Below are 17,035 nucleotides of genomic sequence, written 5' to 3'. Positions count from 1 at the left end.
CAACGATTGATGACATTTGTCAATGTCAGTATTGGCGGACGAGTGGTGCTCCGCGGGTCACCGGAGAATCAGCGGGGCGGGTCTCCGCGCCAGCTGAAGCTGTTGACGTATTTGCCCATGTCCAGGGCGATCTCCAGGCCGACCGCCGACGGTTTGCCGGAACCGAAATCCGGGCCGAAAGCGTGATAGGGCCCGACCGCTCCGGCGACCAGTGCGACGTCGTTCTTCACCGAGACCAGCACGACGACCCGCATCCGGGTGTAGTTGCTCATCGCACCTTGGGGCCAGCAGTCGGCTACCAGCCCGTAGCCGGGCTGGTAGCCGACCATCGCGTTGGGAATCTCGTAGGCGATCTTGGTGTCCGGGAAGGTCTGTTTCAGCAGCGTGTTCGCGATATCGCGGGGGGACCGGCCGCGGGCCGGCTCGCTGAACAGGCGCAGGGTGCCGCCGTCGCTGACCTGGAAGACGGCCGTCACGCTGTTATCGGTCTTGGTGACCGTGTAGGCCGACTCGGGGGAGGGGTAGGACACCGAGAAGGATCCGTCCGCCGCGGTGAAACGTGGGTTGACGTTCACCGGCTGCCCCATCGGTGGGCGGCCGCAGTCCGGTGGGCACACGTACCGTGCGGACGGGGTGGCCAGCAGTCCGGACAGTCCGACGAGCCCACCGGCGATCACCAGGATGGTGGTGCTGAGCACCAATGCGATCCAGCGGAACGTGGTCTTGGACGGCGGTGGGGCGGTGAAGGACCCGGAATGAAGCGAGTAGCCGGGTGTCAGGCCGACGACGATCTCGCCTGTCGGTGCCTCTTCCGCGAGCCGGATCGGGCGTTCCTCACGCCGGGAGTTCCGGGAGGATCGCGACGACGCGTGCATCGCCGCGCCGCAGTTCGCGCAGAACGGGGCATCCGGCACGACGTGATTGCACTCGTTGCACAGCAGCGGTTCGTCGGCCCGCATCTCGTCTTGGGCCTCGTGCAGCAGTGCCAGGTGCAGGCCGATACGCAGGGCCAGCAGGGCGAGCAGCGATAACGTCAAATGCACGGCCAATTGCAGCCATTGGGGCACCCGGGCGACGTCGATCAGGCCGAACCCCGCGTAGACGGCGATGACGACCACGGCGGTCGAGATCAGGGTGAAGCGCACGAACCCGCGGTTCTTGCCGACCTTGGAGGGGGGCCGGCTGAACCACAGGGCTGCGCCGACCAGCCCACCGACGGCTGCCGCGGTGAGGGGGACGGCGATCCCGCGGATACCCGCCTCGACCAGCAGGCCGTCCAGCGGCCGGGCGCGCGCGACCATGCCGGTGGTGAACTGCGGGGCCAGCCGGGTCAAGGTGGCCGCGCCGCTGAAGGTCAGCGCACCCAGGGCGCCGATTGCGTAGCCGTCCAGCGCTTCTCGCGTACCGGGCCGGGACAGGCGTACCACCACCGCCGGGACGAGCATGATGATCATGGCGCCGACAGGGATGCCGATACCGTCGCGCATGATGCGGCCCCCGGCGATGCCCGCACCCAGCGGTACGCCGTAGGCGCGCGCCACCGCGGCTCCGGTCAGCAGCACCCAGACCACGCCGAGCCCGATCCCGAGCACCGCGGTGAGTGCCAGGGTGCTGCGCGGAATGTCCTTGGCGAGATCGGATTCGCGAATGTACATCGCGAACAACAACGGCAGGCCGAGGGAGGCCACCGTGATGAGTGCGGCGGGCAACCGGAACACCGTCGCGATGATCAGTGCCGCGACCAGCAGCGCCAGCCCCAGCAGGAATGCCTTGCGTGACCGCGGGGACAGGTGCGGGAACAGTGAGCTGGTGATGGACGGTGTCAGCAGATGCTGGCCGGGTGCGGCACTGAAGGTCCGGGCCCGCAGCCAATGCGGGCCGTCACCGGCCTGATGTTCGGAGAGCGGTACCCCGCACAGCCCGCAGTACTTGCCCGCGGGGACGTCGACCCGGCAGATGGGGCATTCCACCATGCCGGGAGCCGGCGAGGTGTCCGGACCGTCGGAGGTGGTGGTCATCAGGCCTGGATCCTCTGTGCGATGAGCAGATTGCGGACCAGGTTGTCGATATCGGGCGTACCCAATCCGGTGACCAGGTCATAACCGGGGCCGGCAACGTCAACGGCGTTGGCACCCAGGGTGATATCCCGGAACGCCGGCAGCGGCGCACCGGTGGCGATGCGGTACAGCAGGGGGTTGATCTCACCGATCAGGTTGCCGCCGTTGGCGAGCAGATACTGGTCCATCACGGCGGTCAGGCCGGCCCAGATGGGGGCGGACTGAGAGGTGCCGCCACCGATCACCACGTTGCCGTCGAGCACGATCTTCACGCCGGTGAACGGGTCCGCCACCGCCGAGATGTCCGGGGTCATCCGCTTGCCGGTGTTGCGGGCGGGAGGCACCTGCGTGGCCGCGGCACGCTGCCAGGGCGGCAGGTCGAACAGGGCGGACAGCCCGCCGCCGGTGCCCTGGGACAACGGGACGTCGAACCAGGTCTGCTCGGCCAGCCAGGTGCCACGGTCGTCGGTGGACAGGGTGGTGCCTCCGACGCTGGTCATCTCGGGAATCGAGGACACCGAGTCCAGCCCGATATCGTTGGGTCCCGGCACCGAATCCCAGTCGGTGCCGCCCTTGCACTCCAGGCCGGCGAGGTCGCCGCTGGCGTTGTAGGCGGTCGTGCCGTGCGACTGCGCGGTGCGCAGCGCCGATCGGACCGGGGCGAGGTCCGCGGCGGTGAGCAGCTTGTCGCAACCCCAGCCGATCGAGAGGCTCCAGATCGCGCCGGGATAGGCACGGTCGGTGTCCTCGAACAGCGTGCCGATCTTCTGATAGGCGCCATCGCCTTGGACGGTCGGGCGGGCGTTCACGACGACCTTGTGTGCATCGGGGGCCACGGCATGTGCCAGTTCGAGGTCCATCGTCGTCTCGCCGTGCGCCACCGGGAGCGGATCGCCGAGCGTCTCCGGGGTGAACCGGGGCAGGCCGGACATGGCGGAGAAGCTGTCGAGGTCCTTCTGGTCGTAACCGCTGAACGCGAAGATGACGATGGTGGTGCCCTTGCCGGTGAAGCCGGCGGTGGCCAGTTTGTCCGCGTTGTAGGTGGTGAGCAGGGCGCTCGGGGTCAGTCCACGATCCGGGACGTCCAGCGCGATCTCCGGACGGGACACGTGGTGCGGCGTGTAGCCGAGGATGCGTCCGAGTTCGGCGACCTCGTCGCGCAGCGCTTCGGGCACCACCGGCTGTTGCGGTGAAGCGTAGAACTGCTGCCCCTGCCGGCCGCGGTAGTCGTGCACGGTGACATCGAAGGCGCGCGCTATGGCATCCGGGGTGCCCTCGACGATGGCCCAGTTGTCACTGGGGCGCCACGAGACCGAGAGTCCATTATCATGCGTCCAGTCGATGAGCTCGCTGGGGCGCTGCTGATCGGTGAGTGCGGCCGTCAGCTGGATCTGTTGCGGCCGGGCCGGACCGAGGTCGGTCGAGGCGGCCAACAGCGACGCATAGGGACCGTCGATGACGTTGGGCCCGGAGAAGTGACGGTTGATCGGAAGATCAGAGGCGAAGACCAGCACACCGGCGAGCACCAGCGCCGGTAGCCAGTGGGCGATGCCCGTGTGGTGGCGGTTCACGTTCCGAGGTGCCGGGCCCGCATGTCAGCAGACCCGGCTCGCTCGTGCCTACGTTGGTTGTCGCCGGTCAGTTGTCGCCGGGGATGGCGGTCGGAGCCGGCGGCGCCTTGACGGTGGGCGTGAACTTGTTGCCACCGCTGGGGCTGATCGACTTCTCGGTCGGCTCGACCGAAGGCGCGGTGGTGCTGGTCGTCGTCGTCGTCGTGGTCGTCGACGTCTCGGGAGTCTTCTTCTCCTCGTTCCCGCACGCAGCGGTGAAGCCGATCATGGCCAGGATGGCGACGCCCCCGACTGCTGCTGAGACGCGACGGGTCAGATGTGAGTTCATGTTGCGGTCCTTACCTCTCCCCCGAGTGGTGTATGAGCCGGCCTTCGGGAAATCGATATCGATTCCGCACGGTTCATAAACAGCCTACCTGGTGATTCGCTGTGTTCCCGCACACCAGTCCCATTCCGAAGCGGGGTTCTGGTGCCCAGACTTTAGCGCAGCGTTCACCGTGCCGCACAGGCATTCAACAGGCCTTCCTGCGCTGGTCGACGGTGTGGTGTGACGTTTGGGCAGGCCGGGGGACTGCGCTTGACGACGGTTCCGGTGCGGTGTTTACTCGAGCCATCGAACATGTGTTCGAATACGATCGAATCTGGTGGTGCGGGAGGTGCTGCTGTGACAGCGGCTTCAAGCCTTGAATCGCGCCTGGTAAACCGCGCTGATCAGGTCGAACATCTGCGCCGCAGGATGGCGGAAGTCTCCGCCAAGATAGGTGCCCGGAGTCAGGGAAGGGTGCACACGGGCGATCCGGCCCCCGCCTCGGAAAGTTTGCTGGAGGTTTCGGAAACCCTTGCCGAGAGGGTCCCCGCCGCGTTGCCGCGAGGCGTGGTGGCGGTGCTCACCGGCGCCCGTTCGCTACCGCTGAGCATGGTGGCCGCGGTGACGGCTGCCGGTGGGCACGCCGCGATCGTCGGCCAGCCACGGGCGGGCCTGCTGGCCGCGGTCGAGATGGGGGCGGACCTGAGCCGGGTCGCGGTCATCCCGGACCCCGGTGCTGATCCGGTCGAGGTGGCCGCGGTTCTGCTGGACGGCCTGGATCTGGTGGTGCTCGATCTGGGCGGCCGCTCTGTCCCGGGTGCCCGGGCTCGTGCGGTGACGGCGAGGGCCCGGCAGAAGGGGTGCACGCTGTTGGTCACCGGAGGCGATTGGTCTGGCGCTCAAGTCCGGCTGGATGCCACCGTCAGCGGTTATGAGGTGGTCGGCGCGGGTGAGGCCGGGCCGGTGCCCGGGTGCGGACGGATCGGCCGGGTGCGATTGGTCACCCGTGCCCGCGGCCGGATCCCCGGCTTGCCGCGCGTGGCTGCCGTGGGTGGCTAGCGTGTCCCGGGTCCTCGCGCTCTGGTGCATGGATTGGCCTGCGGTGGCGGCGGCTTCGGCGGCCGGCCTGACCGCAACGGATCCGGTCGCGGTGACGCTCGCCAACCGGGTCATCGCCTGTTCGGCCTCGGCGCGGGCCGTCGGGGTGCGGCGTGGCCTGCGGCGCCGGGAGGCCCAGGCCCGATGCCCGCAGCTGTATGTCAGCACTGCGGACCCGGCGCGCGACGCCCGGCATTTCGAGGAGGTGACGGCGGCGGTCGACGAGGTGGTGCCGCGGGCGGAGGTGCTGCGGCCGGGCCTGCTGGTGATGCCGGTGCGCGGTGCCGCCCGCTATTTCGGGTCCGAGCATGCCGCGGCGGAACGGTTGGTCGACGCGGTGGCTGCGGCCGGGGCCGAATGCCAGACCGGGATCGCAGACCAGTTGGCCACCGCGGTGTTCGCGGCACGGGCGGGCCGGATCATCGAGCCGGGGGAGGATGCCCGGTTCCTGTCCGGGCTGTCCATCCGGGAACTGGCCACCGAGCCGAGTCTGGCCTCGGCTGGACGTGGCGAGCTCACGGATCTGCTCTGGCGCATGGGTATTCGCAATATCGGTCAGTTCGCCGAGTTGTCGCGCACCGATGTCGCGTCCCGGTTCGGCGCCGACGCGATCGTCGCCCATAGGTTCGCCCGCGGTGAGCAGTCCCGCGGCCCGTCGGGACGTGAGCCGGAACGCGATCTCGATGCGGTGCGGCACTGCGACCCACCGATCGATCGGGTGGACGCGGCGGCCTTCGCCGGTCGATCCCTGGCCGGTGAGTTGCATCGCAGTCTTGAGTCGGCGGGCGTGGGCTGCACCAGGCTGGCCATCCAGGCAGTCACCGCCAACGGGGAAGAGCTGAACCGGGTTTGGCGGTGTGCCGAACCGTTGACCGAGGACGCCACCGCGGACCGGGTGCGCTGGCAGTTGGACGGCTGGCTGACGAAACGGAGTCTGGGGCAGGCTGGGCCCACCGGCCCGATCACCACGTTGCGGCTGCATCCGGTGGAGGTGGTGTCGGCGGGCGCACTCCAACTTCCATTGTGGGGGTCTTCCGGCGACGACGACCGACTGCGGGCCCGGCGCGCACTGGTGCGGGTGCAGGGCCTGCTCGGGCCGGAGGCGGTACAGGTACCGGTGCTCAGCGGGGGCCGCGGACCGGCCGAGCGCATCACCTTCACCGCATTGGGGGACGAACCGGTGCCTGCGGCGGATCCGCACCAGCCATGGCCGGGGCAGCTACCCGAGCCCGCGCCGGCTGTCCTGCTCGACGATCCGGTGGAACTGCTTGACGCAGAGGGTAACCCGGTGCGGGTGACCAACCGTGGGCTGTTCTCCGCCGATCCGGTGCACCTGAGATCACCCGAGTCGGCCGCGGTATTGCAGTGGTGGGCCGGGCCCTGGCCGGTGGACGAGCGGTGGTGGGATCCAGGGTCGCCGCGGGCCGGCCGGACCGCGCGGGCGCAGGTGCTACTCGGCAGCAGGGCCGAACCCGGTCCGGCCATGCTGCTGTGTTACCGGCAGCGCCGCTGGTATGTGGAGGGGATCTATGAATAGTTCTCCGGCACCGCAGATCCCGGTCTAGCCGAGCCTCTGCGCGAACGGTCCGACCCGATCGATGAACCGGTCGAAGAACGCCGCCGGGTCGACCTCGATCCCGACATGGGCGTTGAGGTCGCGACCCCACCGTCCGTTCCAGTCCGCCACCGTCATGGCGCGGGTCAGGGTACCGGTCAACTCGACATCCACGGTGGCCTGCCGGTACCGCACCAGGTCGGGATCCAGGGCCACGGCGGCGGCCAGCGGATCGTGCAGATGAGCCAGATAACCCTCCCCCTGGTCGAAGTGGAACTCGAAATAGAACCGCATCGCATCCTCGAGTACCCGGATCAGCGGGTTGCTCGCGGCCGACCGGGTACCGCGATCGTCGAGGACGCTCATCTGAGCCGACGGGGACCCCGCCGCCACCGCGAGCCGGCTCAGGATCGACGGAGTCATGATCGCGTTCTCAGTGAGGTTGAGCCCCAGGATGATCGGCAGATGGGTGGGCTTGTGCAGACCCCATGCCGCACCCCAAACGGCGAACACCTCGGCCGCGGACTCTGGATCGACACTGATGTTCCATTCCGCGACGGCCGTGGTGTTACCGCGGTAGTCGAACGCACCGCCCATGATCACCAGGCGGCGCAACAGCTTCGGCAGGGCCGGCTCTTTGCGCAGCGCCAGCGCGAGATTGGTGAGTGGTCCGGTGACCAGTCCGATGAGCTCACCGGGGTACGCGTGCGCGGCGCCGACCCAGGCGTCGGCGGTGGTATAGGGCGCGAGCACCTGCCGGCTCGCCGGCAGCCGGGCGTAGCCCAGGCCCGCGGGGCCGTGAGTGTCCTCGGCGGTGCGCAACGGAATGCTCAGCGGGCCGTCGGCGCCCTTGGACACCTCGATACCGGTCATTCCGCACAGTTCAAGCAGGCCCAGATTGTTCTCACATACCTGCTCGACCGGCACATTGCCCGCTGTCGACCCGATGCCCACGACCTCGGCGTCCGCGCTGGCGAACAGGTACGCCAACGCCATCGCGTCATCGACTCCCGTATCCACGTCGGCGAACACCGGCTGCCTCACTGCGCCCGTCACGTCGCTCACCTTATGGCCCGTCGGTTACCAGTGCACCCCTGGAATCAGCCGGACGGCCCGCTTCACCGGCCGGGGCACCCGGGCGGTACGCGCGGCGCGGACCGCCCGCTTGGGGCGGCGCGGCACCGGGGGCGGCGAGTCGAGGGCGGGTTGCGGTGCGGCCTCACCCCGCGCCGCCGCGGAATCCGGGTAGCCCAGGTAGATCTGATGGAGCACTCGCCGCGACAACCGGGGAGTGAAATAGGTGCCCAGGTCGGCCAGGGTGCCGACCGGGGTGTCGATCCGGGCCGGCTTCTCCACCAGGCCGCGGACCACCATCGCGGCGGCGTGCTCGGCGGTGATCGGCGGTATCGGATTGAGCCGGCGCGACGGCGCGATCATCGGCGTGCTCACCAGCGGCATATGGATATTGGTGAACGTGATGTGGTCCGACAACGTCTCGGTGCCGACCACTTCGGAGAAGGCGTCCAGGGCCGCCTTGCTCGGCAGGTACGCGCTGTACTTGGGGCTGTTGGCCTGCACTCCCGCGCTGGACACGTTGACCACATGGCCGAAACGTCTTTCGCGCCAATGGGGTAGCAGTGCCAGCACCATGCGGACCGCACCGAAGTAGTTGACCGCCATCACTCGTTCGTAGTCGTGCAGGCGATCGGTGGAGGCCGACACCGACCGGCGGATGGACCGGCCCGCGTTGTTCACCAGATAGTCGACGTGCCCGAACCTGCCCAGGATGTCCTTGACGGTGTGCTCCACCGACGACGAATCCGTGACATCACAGGTGAAGGCGTGGGCCTGACCGCCCGCGGCACGGATCTCGGCGACCAGATCGTCGAGCGCGCCGGCGCTGCGCGCCAAGGCGAACACCGTCGCCCCGCGCTGGGCCACGGCGACGGCCGAGGCGCGCCCGATACCGCTGGAGGCCCCGGTGATGATGACGTGCCGACCGACCAACGGACCGTCCGGGTCATCGCGGCGGGCCCGGTCCGGGTCCAAGTGTTCGGCCCAGTACCGCCACAGCTTCGGGGCGTAGGAGGCGAACTCGGGCACCTCGATCCCGGTGCCGCGCAACGCCTCTACGGTCCGGTCCGCGGTGAAGGTGGGCGCCAGGTCGACGACGTCGAGGATCTCGGCGGGGATGCCCAGCTGGGTGGCCGCCATGTCGCGCAGCACCTTGGCCCGCCCGGTGGCCTTGAGCACCGGTGTCACCGTCGCCGTCGGCAGGGATCCGCGCAGCGGCGGCAGACCTGCTACCTTGGCCACACCGCGGTAGATCCCGCGCAGGCCAATGGTTTTCGGTGCGGTCAAGTGGAAGGTCTGCCCGTCGCGCCCGGGGCTGTGCAGTAGCGAAACGATCGCTGAGACCACGTAGTCGACCGGCACGATGTTGGTGCGGCCGGTGTCGGGCAGCACCATCGGGGTGAAGCGGGGGAGCACGGCCAGCTTCGCGAGAATCCCGAAGAAGTAGTACGGCCCGTCGACCTTGTCCATCTCGCCGGTGCGGGAGTCGCCGACGACCACCGCGGGCCGGTAGATCCGGTGCCGCAGCCCGCTGCCGCGGACCAGTTGTTCGGCCTCGAACTTGGTCTGGTGGTACGGCGTCGGAAGGTTCTGGGCGACGTCGAAATCGTCCTCGGTATAGACGCCCGGATAGCTGCCGGCCACCGCGATCGACGACACGTGGTGCAGGGTGGCGTCCAGGCGGCGGGTCAGCTCGATGACGGCGTTGGTGCCGTCGACGTTGGCGGCACGCTGCGCCGCCTCGGGAGCGGTGATGTCGTAGATCGCCGCGCAATGCACCACGTGATCGATATCCCCGAGTTCGGCGATCGCATCCTCGCTGAGGCCGAGACCGGCTTCTGCCAGGTCTCCTACCAGCGGTTTCGCCCGGGGTCCCCAGGTCTGGGCGAGCTGCTCGAACCGGCCGAGCGATTCCCGTCGCACCAGCACCCACACCTGCGCGTCGTCGCGGTCATGCACGAGCTGGGACACGATGCGGCGGCCGATAAATCCAGTACCGCCGGTAACGACATAATTCATGCGGTCATGGTCGTCTTCGGGGCGCCGGACGTCAACTGTCGATGCTCGGGCATACACGCCATCGCCATCGCACTCGCCCGAATTGACGACTACCTGGGTGGCAGGGTTGGGTCTCCGCCTCACCTATGACGGAGACTCCAGCCTTGGCGTCCTCAGCGCCAGCCGTCCACCGCTGACCGGCGGCGAATGAGTCACTCATCTCATCCCGGCGATGTGAGTTGCGCCTAAGTCCTTCACCAACTCATCGGTGGATCGCGCGTCTGGGTCGGTCGATGAGGGTGTGCAGCAAACGCGGCTTTCTCGGTTTCGCTGCCTCCTGGTGGGTGAGTGTGCCGGCAGCGACTTTGTCGATCGGGGTGTTCTAGTCGGGCTTCAGCTATTTCAGCTCTGGTGAATGGCCGCGTTGGGCGACAATGCCGTTGCGTGAGATCGCTGTGGCGTTCAGCTAGCTCGGTGCCAGCTGTCGGCTAGCTGTGGAACAGTCGACTTAGTCACCGCCGGGCTGGGTTATGGCGAAACCCGGCAAAGATCTGTTAACGTCGAGTTGACGCGTCAGTCGGCATATGCGATGGTCGGTACAGAGTGTGCGTCAGGGTGAAACACCGGGGGGTGTTCAGCCGCGGGATGGCTGAACACGGGTTGGGGGTCTATCCATGATGACGAATACCGTGCTCTGTGATGCGCAGGTGACACCCGACGGTGCTGTCGTGGTGATCGAGGATGTCGGCGCTCGTGGCGTGCCGGGGATCTATGCGCACGAGGCGATGGGCTGTGTCGTGACTCCGCCGCGGCCTGTGCATGCAATCTGGGTGCGCACGATGAGCATGTTCGACGGTGAGCTTCTCGGTCACCAGGTTCGGGTGCGGGTCCTGGTCGGCACCGACACCCGAGGGCTTGGAAGGCCGGTGTACCAAGGCGAGTTAACCGTTGCCAGTGGGGTTTTGGCGATCGGTGAGGCCCGCAACCCGGATCGCCAGCTGTTGTTCGGAATTCCCACCACACTGCGGGTCACGGTGCTGGTGGAGACCGCCGATGAGGTGATCCACTTCAGCGATCCGCCGGCGGACTACCCGGTCTCGGGTCCCACCGATGTCACTGTCCTCATCGAGGACAACCCCGGCTTCACCCACGCGGTGAGCAACACCGTCCTGCGCCGGCGGTGGTGGCTTCGATGGCCGGCGATTCGCCGCAAGCTTCACCGCAGCTCCCGGCCACCGGTGCCCCTTCGACGAAAGGACCGCTGTGCGCATTCAGGTTTCACCGCCGTGTGCGGTGCCGATGTTCCAGGGTGCATGGGCCGGGCTGTGCCGGGCACCGAAATCCCGAAAGGCCCTGCTACGGCGGCGAGATGAGTGCCGTTGTCTGGCGCATTGTCGTTGTTCTCGCGTGGGTGGCAGCGCTGATAGCGTTTGCCGCCGCCGTGTTACGAGCTCACGGGGGCGAGGATGCCTACAGTGTGCGGTCGGAGCACTCATTCGTGATATCGAAAAGCATTGTTGCACCGCTACTTTTAGCATCCGTAGTGCACATGGATTGGGGATGAGGACGCTGCACGGGGGTATCAGTGGATAGCGTGGTGCGCCGTGCAGCCATTTTTCACGGGGTGGGTACCGAAGCGGTCGACGCACTCGCTGGTCAGCTCATGCCGATCGACTTCGATCCGAGCACAGTGATCTTCGCCAAGGGCGACAGCGGGGACCGGCTGTACATCATTGCCTCGGGCAAAGTGAAGATCAGCGACGCCACCACCAGCGATCGAGAAAGCATCCTCGCGGTCATGGGGCCCTCGGACATGTTCGGTGAACTCGCCTTGTTCGATCCTGGTCCACGCACCTCCACGGCCACCGCGATCACTGACGTCCGCACTGTGTCGATGGACCGGGCGGTCCTGCGCAGCTGGATTAGTGGTCGGCCGGAAATCTCCGAGCAACTGCTGCGTGTCCTGGCCCGGCGACTACGCCGAACCAACGACGCCATCATGGACCAGATCTTCACCGACGTCGCAGGTCGCGTCGCCAAACAGCTTCTGCATCTGGCGCGGCAGTTCGGCACACAACAGGGCTCGGCGCTGCGGGTCCATCACGGCCTGCGGCAAAGCGAACTAGCTCAGCTGGTCGGCGCGTCCAGGGAAACGGTCAACAAAACCTTGGCCGACTTCGCGGCCCGGGGCTGGATTCTGCTCGACTCCAGCGGCGTGACCATCCTCGACACCGGGCGGCTCGTTGCACGAGCCGCGAAATAGTCCATGCCGTCAACGCAACCGGTGAACCTGGTCAAAGACGAGCTCAGTTCCGTGGCGGTAGGACCAGCGCACGCCCGCAAGGCTGAGGCCGCGGCGATGCTACGGCTGGCCGGTGGGCTCGCCATCATTGGCAACAAGGTCGTCGTCGACGCCGAACTCGATCACCTCCCGAGTGCCCAACGCCTGGTCAACGCTGTCCATAGCCTGTGCGGCGCGACACCGGCGCTGCACGCCATGCGAAACAGCACACGCAGCAGCGGCCACTACCTGCTGCGCGTCACCCACGCCGAGAACCTCGCCCGGCAGACCGGGCTGATCGACCACCGCGGCCGACCCATCAGCGGGATGCCACCGTGGATCATCCGTGGTACCCGCGACGAGGTCGAAGCGGCTTGGCGTGGAGCGATTCTCGCTACCGGTCGCCTGTCATTGACCGGGCATCGCCAAGGGCTCACCGTGTCCAGCCCGGGCCCGGAAGCGGCGCTGGCACTGGTCGGCTTGGCGCGCCGGCTCGGGGTCACTGCGCAGCGACGTGAAGACCGCGGGCGCGACTGTATCGTCGTGCGCGGCGACGACGCCGTGACCACGCTGCTGGCGCAAATCGGAGCACCACAGACAAGCGCCCAATGGTCGAATCGGCGCCACCGTCGACTCGCATCCCAGACCGAAACCGGACGAAGCCCCACCTTTGAGTCGGCGAACACCAGGCGCGCGGCCGCGGCGGCAGCCGAGTCCACAGCACGTGTGCAGCGAGCGATGCACATCCTGGGTGACACCGCACCTGAACATCTCAAAGAGGTCGCGGCGCTACGCCTGGCCAATCCCGACCTGACGTTGACCGAATTGGGCGGCCGTGCAGATCCACCGATGACCAAAGACACTGTTGCAGGCCGAATTCGACGACTACTGAACCTGGCCGATCGCACTGCCACACGAGCCGGGATCCCCGACACCGGTGCATCGACCTTCGGCATCCTGCCGGGGTGAAGCGTGCGTTCGGCGCTGAAACGGCAGTCACGGAACTATATGACCGTTCGACGTCTGCCGGTGGGCCACCACACCGCACTCAGAGGCCAACAACCCGTCAACCGCGTACCTGACCTGTCAGATCAGTACAGCTGGTGCTCGGTGCGCCATCGAGCCGGCCCGATGTGGGCTATGGGATATGACACGAATCTGAGACAGATTCCATATGAATCTCGTGAGATACCCCCCGAATCGTTGCAGCTCAGCGCATCGCCGTATGACAGCGGATTTGAGAATCTACAGTCAACTAGCGTTCCGACACGAGCTCGTCACACCGCCTCGCCTGACGAAAAGGGAGACCCCGCCATGCCGATCGATCCGAGCGCCGTCGGCGCCACAACCGATCCCCAGGACTTCACCTGGACCGACCGCGACACCCTGCTCTACGCACTCGGCGTGGGCGCCGGTGTCGACGATCTGGCCTTCACCACCGAGAACAGCCACGACATCGAACAGCAGGTGCTGCCCACCTTCGCGATCATCGCGTGCTCACCGTTCGCGGCGGCGCTCAAGATCGGCAGCTTCAACTTCGGCATGCTGCTGCACGGGTCCCAGGAAATCCGGCTGCACAAGCCGCTGCCCCCGGCCGGCCGACTGCGGGTGCACTCCGAGGTCGCCGACATCCAGGACAAGGGTGAGGGCAAGAACGCCGTGGTGATGCTCAAGGGCTATGGCGCCGACCCGGAGACCGGTGAGGTCGTGGTGGAAACCCTGACCACGGTGGTGATCCGCGGCGAAGGCGGATTCGGCGGGCAGCCCGGCCGGCGACCGACCGCCCCCGAGTTCCCCGACCGGGCACCCGATGCGACGGTGGCCCTGACCACCCGCGAGGACCAGGCGCTGCTGTACCGGCTCTCCGGCGATCGCAACCCGCTGCACAGCGACCCCTGGTTCGCCCAGACCCTGGCCGGCTTTCCCAAGCCGATCCTGCACGGCCTGTGCACCTACGGGGTGGCCAGCCGCGCCCTGGTCGCCGAACTCGGTGGCGGTGACGCGACGAAGGTCCACGCCGTGGCCGCCCGCTTCAGTTCGCCGGTCTTCCCCGGTGAGACACTGACCACCTCGATCTGGCGTACCGAGGACGGGCGGGCGGTGTTCCGTACCGAGGCCGCCGCGCCGGACGGATCCGGTGCACGGGTGGTCCTGGACGACGGGGTCGCCGAGTACTCGAGCCGATGAGACTGGTTGTCGGATATCTGGCTACCTCCGGTGGCGCCGATGCACTGGCACTCGGAGTCCGGTTCGCGCGGACTCTGGGTGCCGAGATCGAGTTGTGCGTCGTGTTGCCGCCGGACCGGATGGTGCCCGCACTGGTGAATGCCGGTGGCTACGAACAGGTGCTGTCCCGGCAGGCGCAGGACTGGCTCGCCGAGGCGATGGCCGGTGTGCCTGCCGATGTCGTGGTGAACCCGCACGTGAGCTTCAGCGATTCGTTCGCCGACGGGCTGATCCATGAGGCGCTGCGACTGGATGCCGTGGCCATCGTGGTGGGTGGCGCCGGCGGCGGCCTGGCCGGAAGGTTGTCACTGGGCTCGGTGGTCAACGAACTGCTGCATTCGGCACCCGTTCCGGTGGCCGTGGCGCCCAGGGGAATTCGACTCTCCGGCGTCGAACGGGTCCGTGAGGTCACCTGCGCACTCGGCGAGCGCACCGGTGCCGACGTGCTGCTGGACACGGCGGTGGCGGCCAGCCGGGCCGCGGGCACGCCGCTGCGACTGGTTTCCTTGGTGGCGCTGGACCCCATGCTGGGTGGGCTGCGCAGCGACCCGGACGCGGTGCGTGAACACGCCCTGACACATGGACGCCAGGTGCTGGACGCCGCCAAAGAATCTCTGCCGAAGGATTTTCCGGTGACGGCGACGGTGACCGATGGTTCGACCGTGGAAGACGCAGTGAACAAGCTGCCCTGGCGGGACGGCGATCTCATCATGGTCGGGTCCAGCCGACTGGCCGCGCCGCGCAAGCTCTTCCTCGGATCGACCGCGGCCAAGATATTGCGCGTCGTCGAAGTCCCGATCGTCGTGGTTCCCCGAACCCCGTACCGGGACGGGGACGGTATGAGTACGGAGATCGTCGGCCGGGCGCCATAACGCTAGTTGGTACTCGGTGGCGGCTGGGGTTCGAAGGGTGGGTACCACCACCATTGGGCGCGTTCCCCGGTCGGTCCGGGGTAGGGCGGGACCGCGGGTGCCGCTGTGGTGGGTGGGCGGGCCAAGGCTCCGCGGTTGAGTTTTCGGCCGTCGGTGTCGGTGACGACCAGCCGCTCTGCCGGGCCGGTGAGGGTGAGGCCGCCGCGGTGATGCAGCCGGTGGTGGAACGGGCAGAGCAGAGGGTGTCGCACGAATTGGTGGTGTGAGGTGCTTTTGTTCGTGTCATTTCGGGTGAAAGTTACTGCTGCGTGCGATGATTCGAGGTGTCTGTCAATGTGCGTGCCGGCGATGTCGATCAGTTGTTGATGATGCCGCCCTCGGTGCGGGAGTGGCTTCCTGAGGATCATCTGGCGTTTTTCGTCCTCGACGTCGTCGCTGAGCTGGATCTGAGCGCGTTTTATGCGGCGTATCGCGTCGATGGTAGGGGCGGGTCGGTGTATGACCCGGCGATGATGCTGTCGGTCCTGTTGTATGCCTATTGCACCGGGGAACGGTCTTCGCGTCGGATTGAGCGCCGACTGGTCGAGGATGTCGCTGTGCGGGTTGTCGCGGCCAATCAGCGGCCTGATCACGCCACGTTGGCGCGGTTCCGCCGGCGCCACCAGGACGCTATAGCGGCTCTGTTCGGGCAGGTCCTGGGCCTGTGCGTGAACGCTGGTCTCGTCGATGCCGGCGTGGTGGCGATCGACGGGACGAAGATCGCTGCCAATGCCTCGTTCTTGGCCAATCGTGATCAGGACGCTCTCACCGCCGAACTTGGCGGATCTGTGGCGCAGGACGCTGCCGTGGCGGCTGGTCGTGTGGCCGAACAAATCTTGGCCGAAGCCGAGCAGGTCGATGCCGCCGAAGACGAGCGCGGCGATAATGACCAGCTCAGGCGGATGCCGGCGGGATGGGCTGGCGGTCGGGATCGACGTTCGCGGATCCGGGCTGCTCTTGAGGAACTCCAATCGCAGAAGGCGCGGGATTTCGAGGCTCGGATGGCTGATCGTTCGCGCAAGGAAGCCGAGCTGGGCCGCTCGCTGACCGGGCCCAAACCCAGCGCTGAAGCGGCGCGGCGATCGCGCCCGCGGCGGGCGAACACGACTGATCCGGATTCGCGGATCATCCCGCACGCCTCCAGAGGCGTGCTGCAGGGCTATAACGCGCAAGCAGCTGCGACGACGGGACACATTGTGGTGGCCGCCGAGATCAGCAACACCACCAACGATCAGCCTCACTTCGTGCCGATGGCCACTGCGGCGATCGATAATCTCATCAAGGCCGGGCACCGCGATGGTGCGGGCACCATCGTGGCCGATGCGGGTTACTGGACCAGTGCCAACGGCACCACCGACGTCGGTGCCGACGTGCTGATCGCGACGCGAAAGCCCTCGTGGCGCAAGGCCGACAAACCCGGCGATGACAAGTTGGCGGTGCTGGCAAGGGTCAATCGCGGTGAGCTGTCTCAACGTCAGGCCGGTGCGATTCTCGGCGTCTCCTACACCTGGTTGCGGGACATGACCAAGCGCTACTTCGGCCGTGATGGACAGCGCATCACGCGCAGCGCCGAACCCGAACCCGCGCAGTGGATTCCGGTCATCGAACGCGTCGCAGCCGGCGAGATCTCGATGCGCGCCGCCCGTGACCAACTCGACGTCTCGGTCACGCGTGTCAAATCGATGCTCGCACATGTCCGAGGCGAAGGCATCGACCCAACGATTGCTCGAAACATGATGAACGACAAGCTATCCCATCCTGATAACGCCGCGCTTTACCGCAGGCGCGGCGTCAGCATCGAACCCGTCTTCGGCAACATAAAAGCCAACCTCGGATTCCGCAGGTTCTCCCTCCGCGGACACGCCGGAGTGCACAGTGAGTGGCGCCTGATCTGCACGGTCCACAACATGCTCAAACTTCAGCGCGCAATCCCCGCCTGAGTACAAACCGCACAGCG

At 67.2% G+C, this 17,035-nt stretch carries 13 protein-coding genes and 2 pseudogenes; 9 read left to right on the top strand and 6 right to left on the bottom strand.

Translation table 11 applies throughout. The features are described 5' to 3' along the window. Window positions 1–68: 68 nt before the first annotated feature. The 3 genes from QN239_RS25925 to QN239_RS25915 form a co-directional block, all read right to left on the bottom strand. Window positions 69–2,018, bottom strand: coding sequence for a zinc ribbon domain-containing protein (locus QN239_RS25925; protein ID WP_499014733.1), 1,950 nt, complete (start codon window positions 2,016–2,018; stop codon window positions 69–71). Next, complete coding sequence (locus QN239_RS25920; protein ID WP_499014732.1) at window positions 2,018–3,628, bottom strand: S53 family peptidase; 1,611 nt, start codon at window positions 3,626–3,628, stop codon at window positions 2,018–2,020. The genes QN239_RS25925 and QN239_RS25920 overlap by 1 nt, the downstream gene beginning before the upstream one ends. Before the next feature lie 67 nt (window positions 3,629–3,695). Continuing rightward, a complete protein-coding gene (locus QN239_RS25915; RefSeq protein WP_187098427.1) occupies window positions 3,696–3,956 on the bottom strand; it encodes a hypothetical protein in 261 nt (86 codons plus the stop codon). Between the two features lie 336 nt (window positions 3,957–4,292). On the opposite strand from QN239_RS25915, the gene imuA' reads away from it, so the two are divergent. Beyond that, window positions 4,293–4,994 carry a DnaE2-dependent mutagenesis accessory factor ImuA' gene (imuA', locus tag QN239_RS25910; RefSeq protein WP_499014730.1) on the top strand — a complete coding sequence of 234 codons (702 nt, stop codon included), beginning with the start codon at window positions 4,293–4,295 and terminating at the stop codon, window positions 4,992–4,994. Beyond that, window positions 4,987–6,570, top strand: coding sequence for a DNA polymerase Y family protein (locus tag QN239_RS25905; RefSeq protein WP_499014729.1), 1,584 nt, complete (start codon window positions 4,987–4,989; stop codon window positions 6,568–6,570). Before imuA' ends, QN239_RS25905 begins: the two co-directional genes overlap by 8 nt. A 24-nt stretch (window positions 6,571–6,594) precedes the next feature. Here QN239_RS25905 and QN239_RS25900 read toward each other — a convergent pair whose 3' ends face one another. Both QN239_RS25900 and QN239_RS25895 read right to left on the bottom strand, forming a co-directional pair. Further along, the gene (locus tag QN239_RS25900; protein ID WP_499014727.1) at window positions 6,595–7,644 is read right to left on the bottom strand and encodes a nucleoside hydrolase; all 1,050 of its coding nucleotides are present in this window, start codon (window positions 7,642–7,644) and stop codon (window positions 6,595–6,597) included. Between the two features lie 24 nt (window positions 7,645–7,668). Beyond that, the gene (locus QN239_RS25895; protein WP_499014726.1) at window positions 7,669–9,681 is read right to left on the bottom strand and encodes an SDR family oxidoreductase; all 2,013 of its coding nucleotides are present in this window, start codon (window positions 9,679–9,681) and stop codon (window positions 7,669–7,671) included. Window positions 9,682–10,334: 653 nt separating this feature from the next. Here QN239_RS25895 and QN239_RS25890 point away from each other — a divergent pair. The 5 genes from QN239_RS25890 (at window position 10,335) to QN239_RS25870 (ending at window position 15,039) form a co-directional block, all read left to right on the top strand. After that, window positions 10,335–11,033, top strand: coding sequence for a hypothetical protein (locus QN239_RS25890; RefSeq protein ID WP_499014724.1), 699 nt, complete (start codon window positions 10,335–10,337; stop codon window positions 11,031–11,033). Window positions 11,034–11,245: 212 nt separating this feature from the next. Then, window positions 11,246–11,923 carry a Crp/Fnr family transcriptional regulator gene (locus QN239_RS25885; protein ID WP_499014722.1) on the top strand — a complete coding sequence of 226 codons (678 nt, stop codon included), beginning with the start codon at window positions 11,246–11,248 and terminating at the stop codon, window positions 11,921–11,923. 3 nt (window positions 11,924–11,926) lie between these two features. After that, window positions 11,927–12,910: a DNA-binding protein WhiA gene (gene whiA / locus QN239_RS25880; protein ID WP_499014720.1), complete on the top strand. Its 984-nt coding sequence runs from the start codon at window positions 11,927–11,929 to the stop codon at window positions 12,908–12,910. Between the two features lie 345 nt (window positions 12,911–13,255). Then, window positions 13,256–14,128 (top strand): MaoC family dehydratase, encoded by an 873-nt coding sequence (locus tag QN239_RS25875; protein WP_499014718.1) that lies wholly within the window; start codon window positions 13,256–13,258, stop codon window positions 14,126–14,128. Beyond that, on the top strand, window positions 14,125–15,039 hold the full coding sequence (locus QN239_RS25870; protein WP_499014716.1) for a universal stress protein: 915 nt from the start codon (window positions 14,125–14,127) through the stop codon (window positions 15,037–15,039). The genes QN239_RS25875 and QN239_RS25870 overlap by 4 nt, the downstream gene beginning before the upstream one ends. 2 nt (window positions 15,040–15,041) lie before the next feature. Here the strand turns inward: QN239_RS25870 and QN239_RS25865 are convergent. Continuing rightward, window positions 15,042–15,278, bottom strand: a pseudogene (locus QN239_RS25865) (hypothetical protein); the annotation flags it as partial. Window positions 15,279–15,404: 126 nt separating this feature from the next. Between QN239_RS25865 and QN239_RS25860 the strand changes: the two are divergent. Together QN239_RS25860 and QN239_RS25855 are read left to right on the top strand one after the other, a co-directional pair. Further along, window positions 15,405–15,686: pseudogene (locus QN239_RS25860) on the top strand (transposase); the annotation flags it as partial. Window positions 15,687–15,773: 87 nt separating this feature from the next. Next, window positions 15,774–17,018 (top strand): transposase, encoded by a 1,245-nt coding sequence (locus QN239_RS25855; RefSeq protein ID WP_499016568.1) that lies wholly within the window; start codon window positions 15,774–15,776, stop codon window positions 17,016–17,018. Window positions 17,019–17,035: the final 17 nt, after the last annotated feature.

Source organism: Mycolicibacterium sp. Y3 (assembly GCF_051188035.1).
GTDB classification, from domain to species: domain Bacteria; phylum Actinomycetota; class Actinomycetes; order Mycobacteriales; family Mycobacteriaceae; genus Mycobacterium; species Mycobacterium fluoranthenivorans.
The sequence above is the reverse complement of the archived record's forward strand: the minus strand, read 5'-3'. Positions and strand labels throughout refer to the sequence as shown.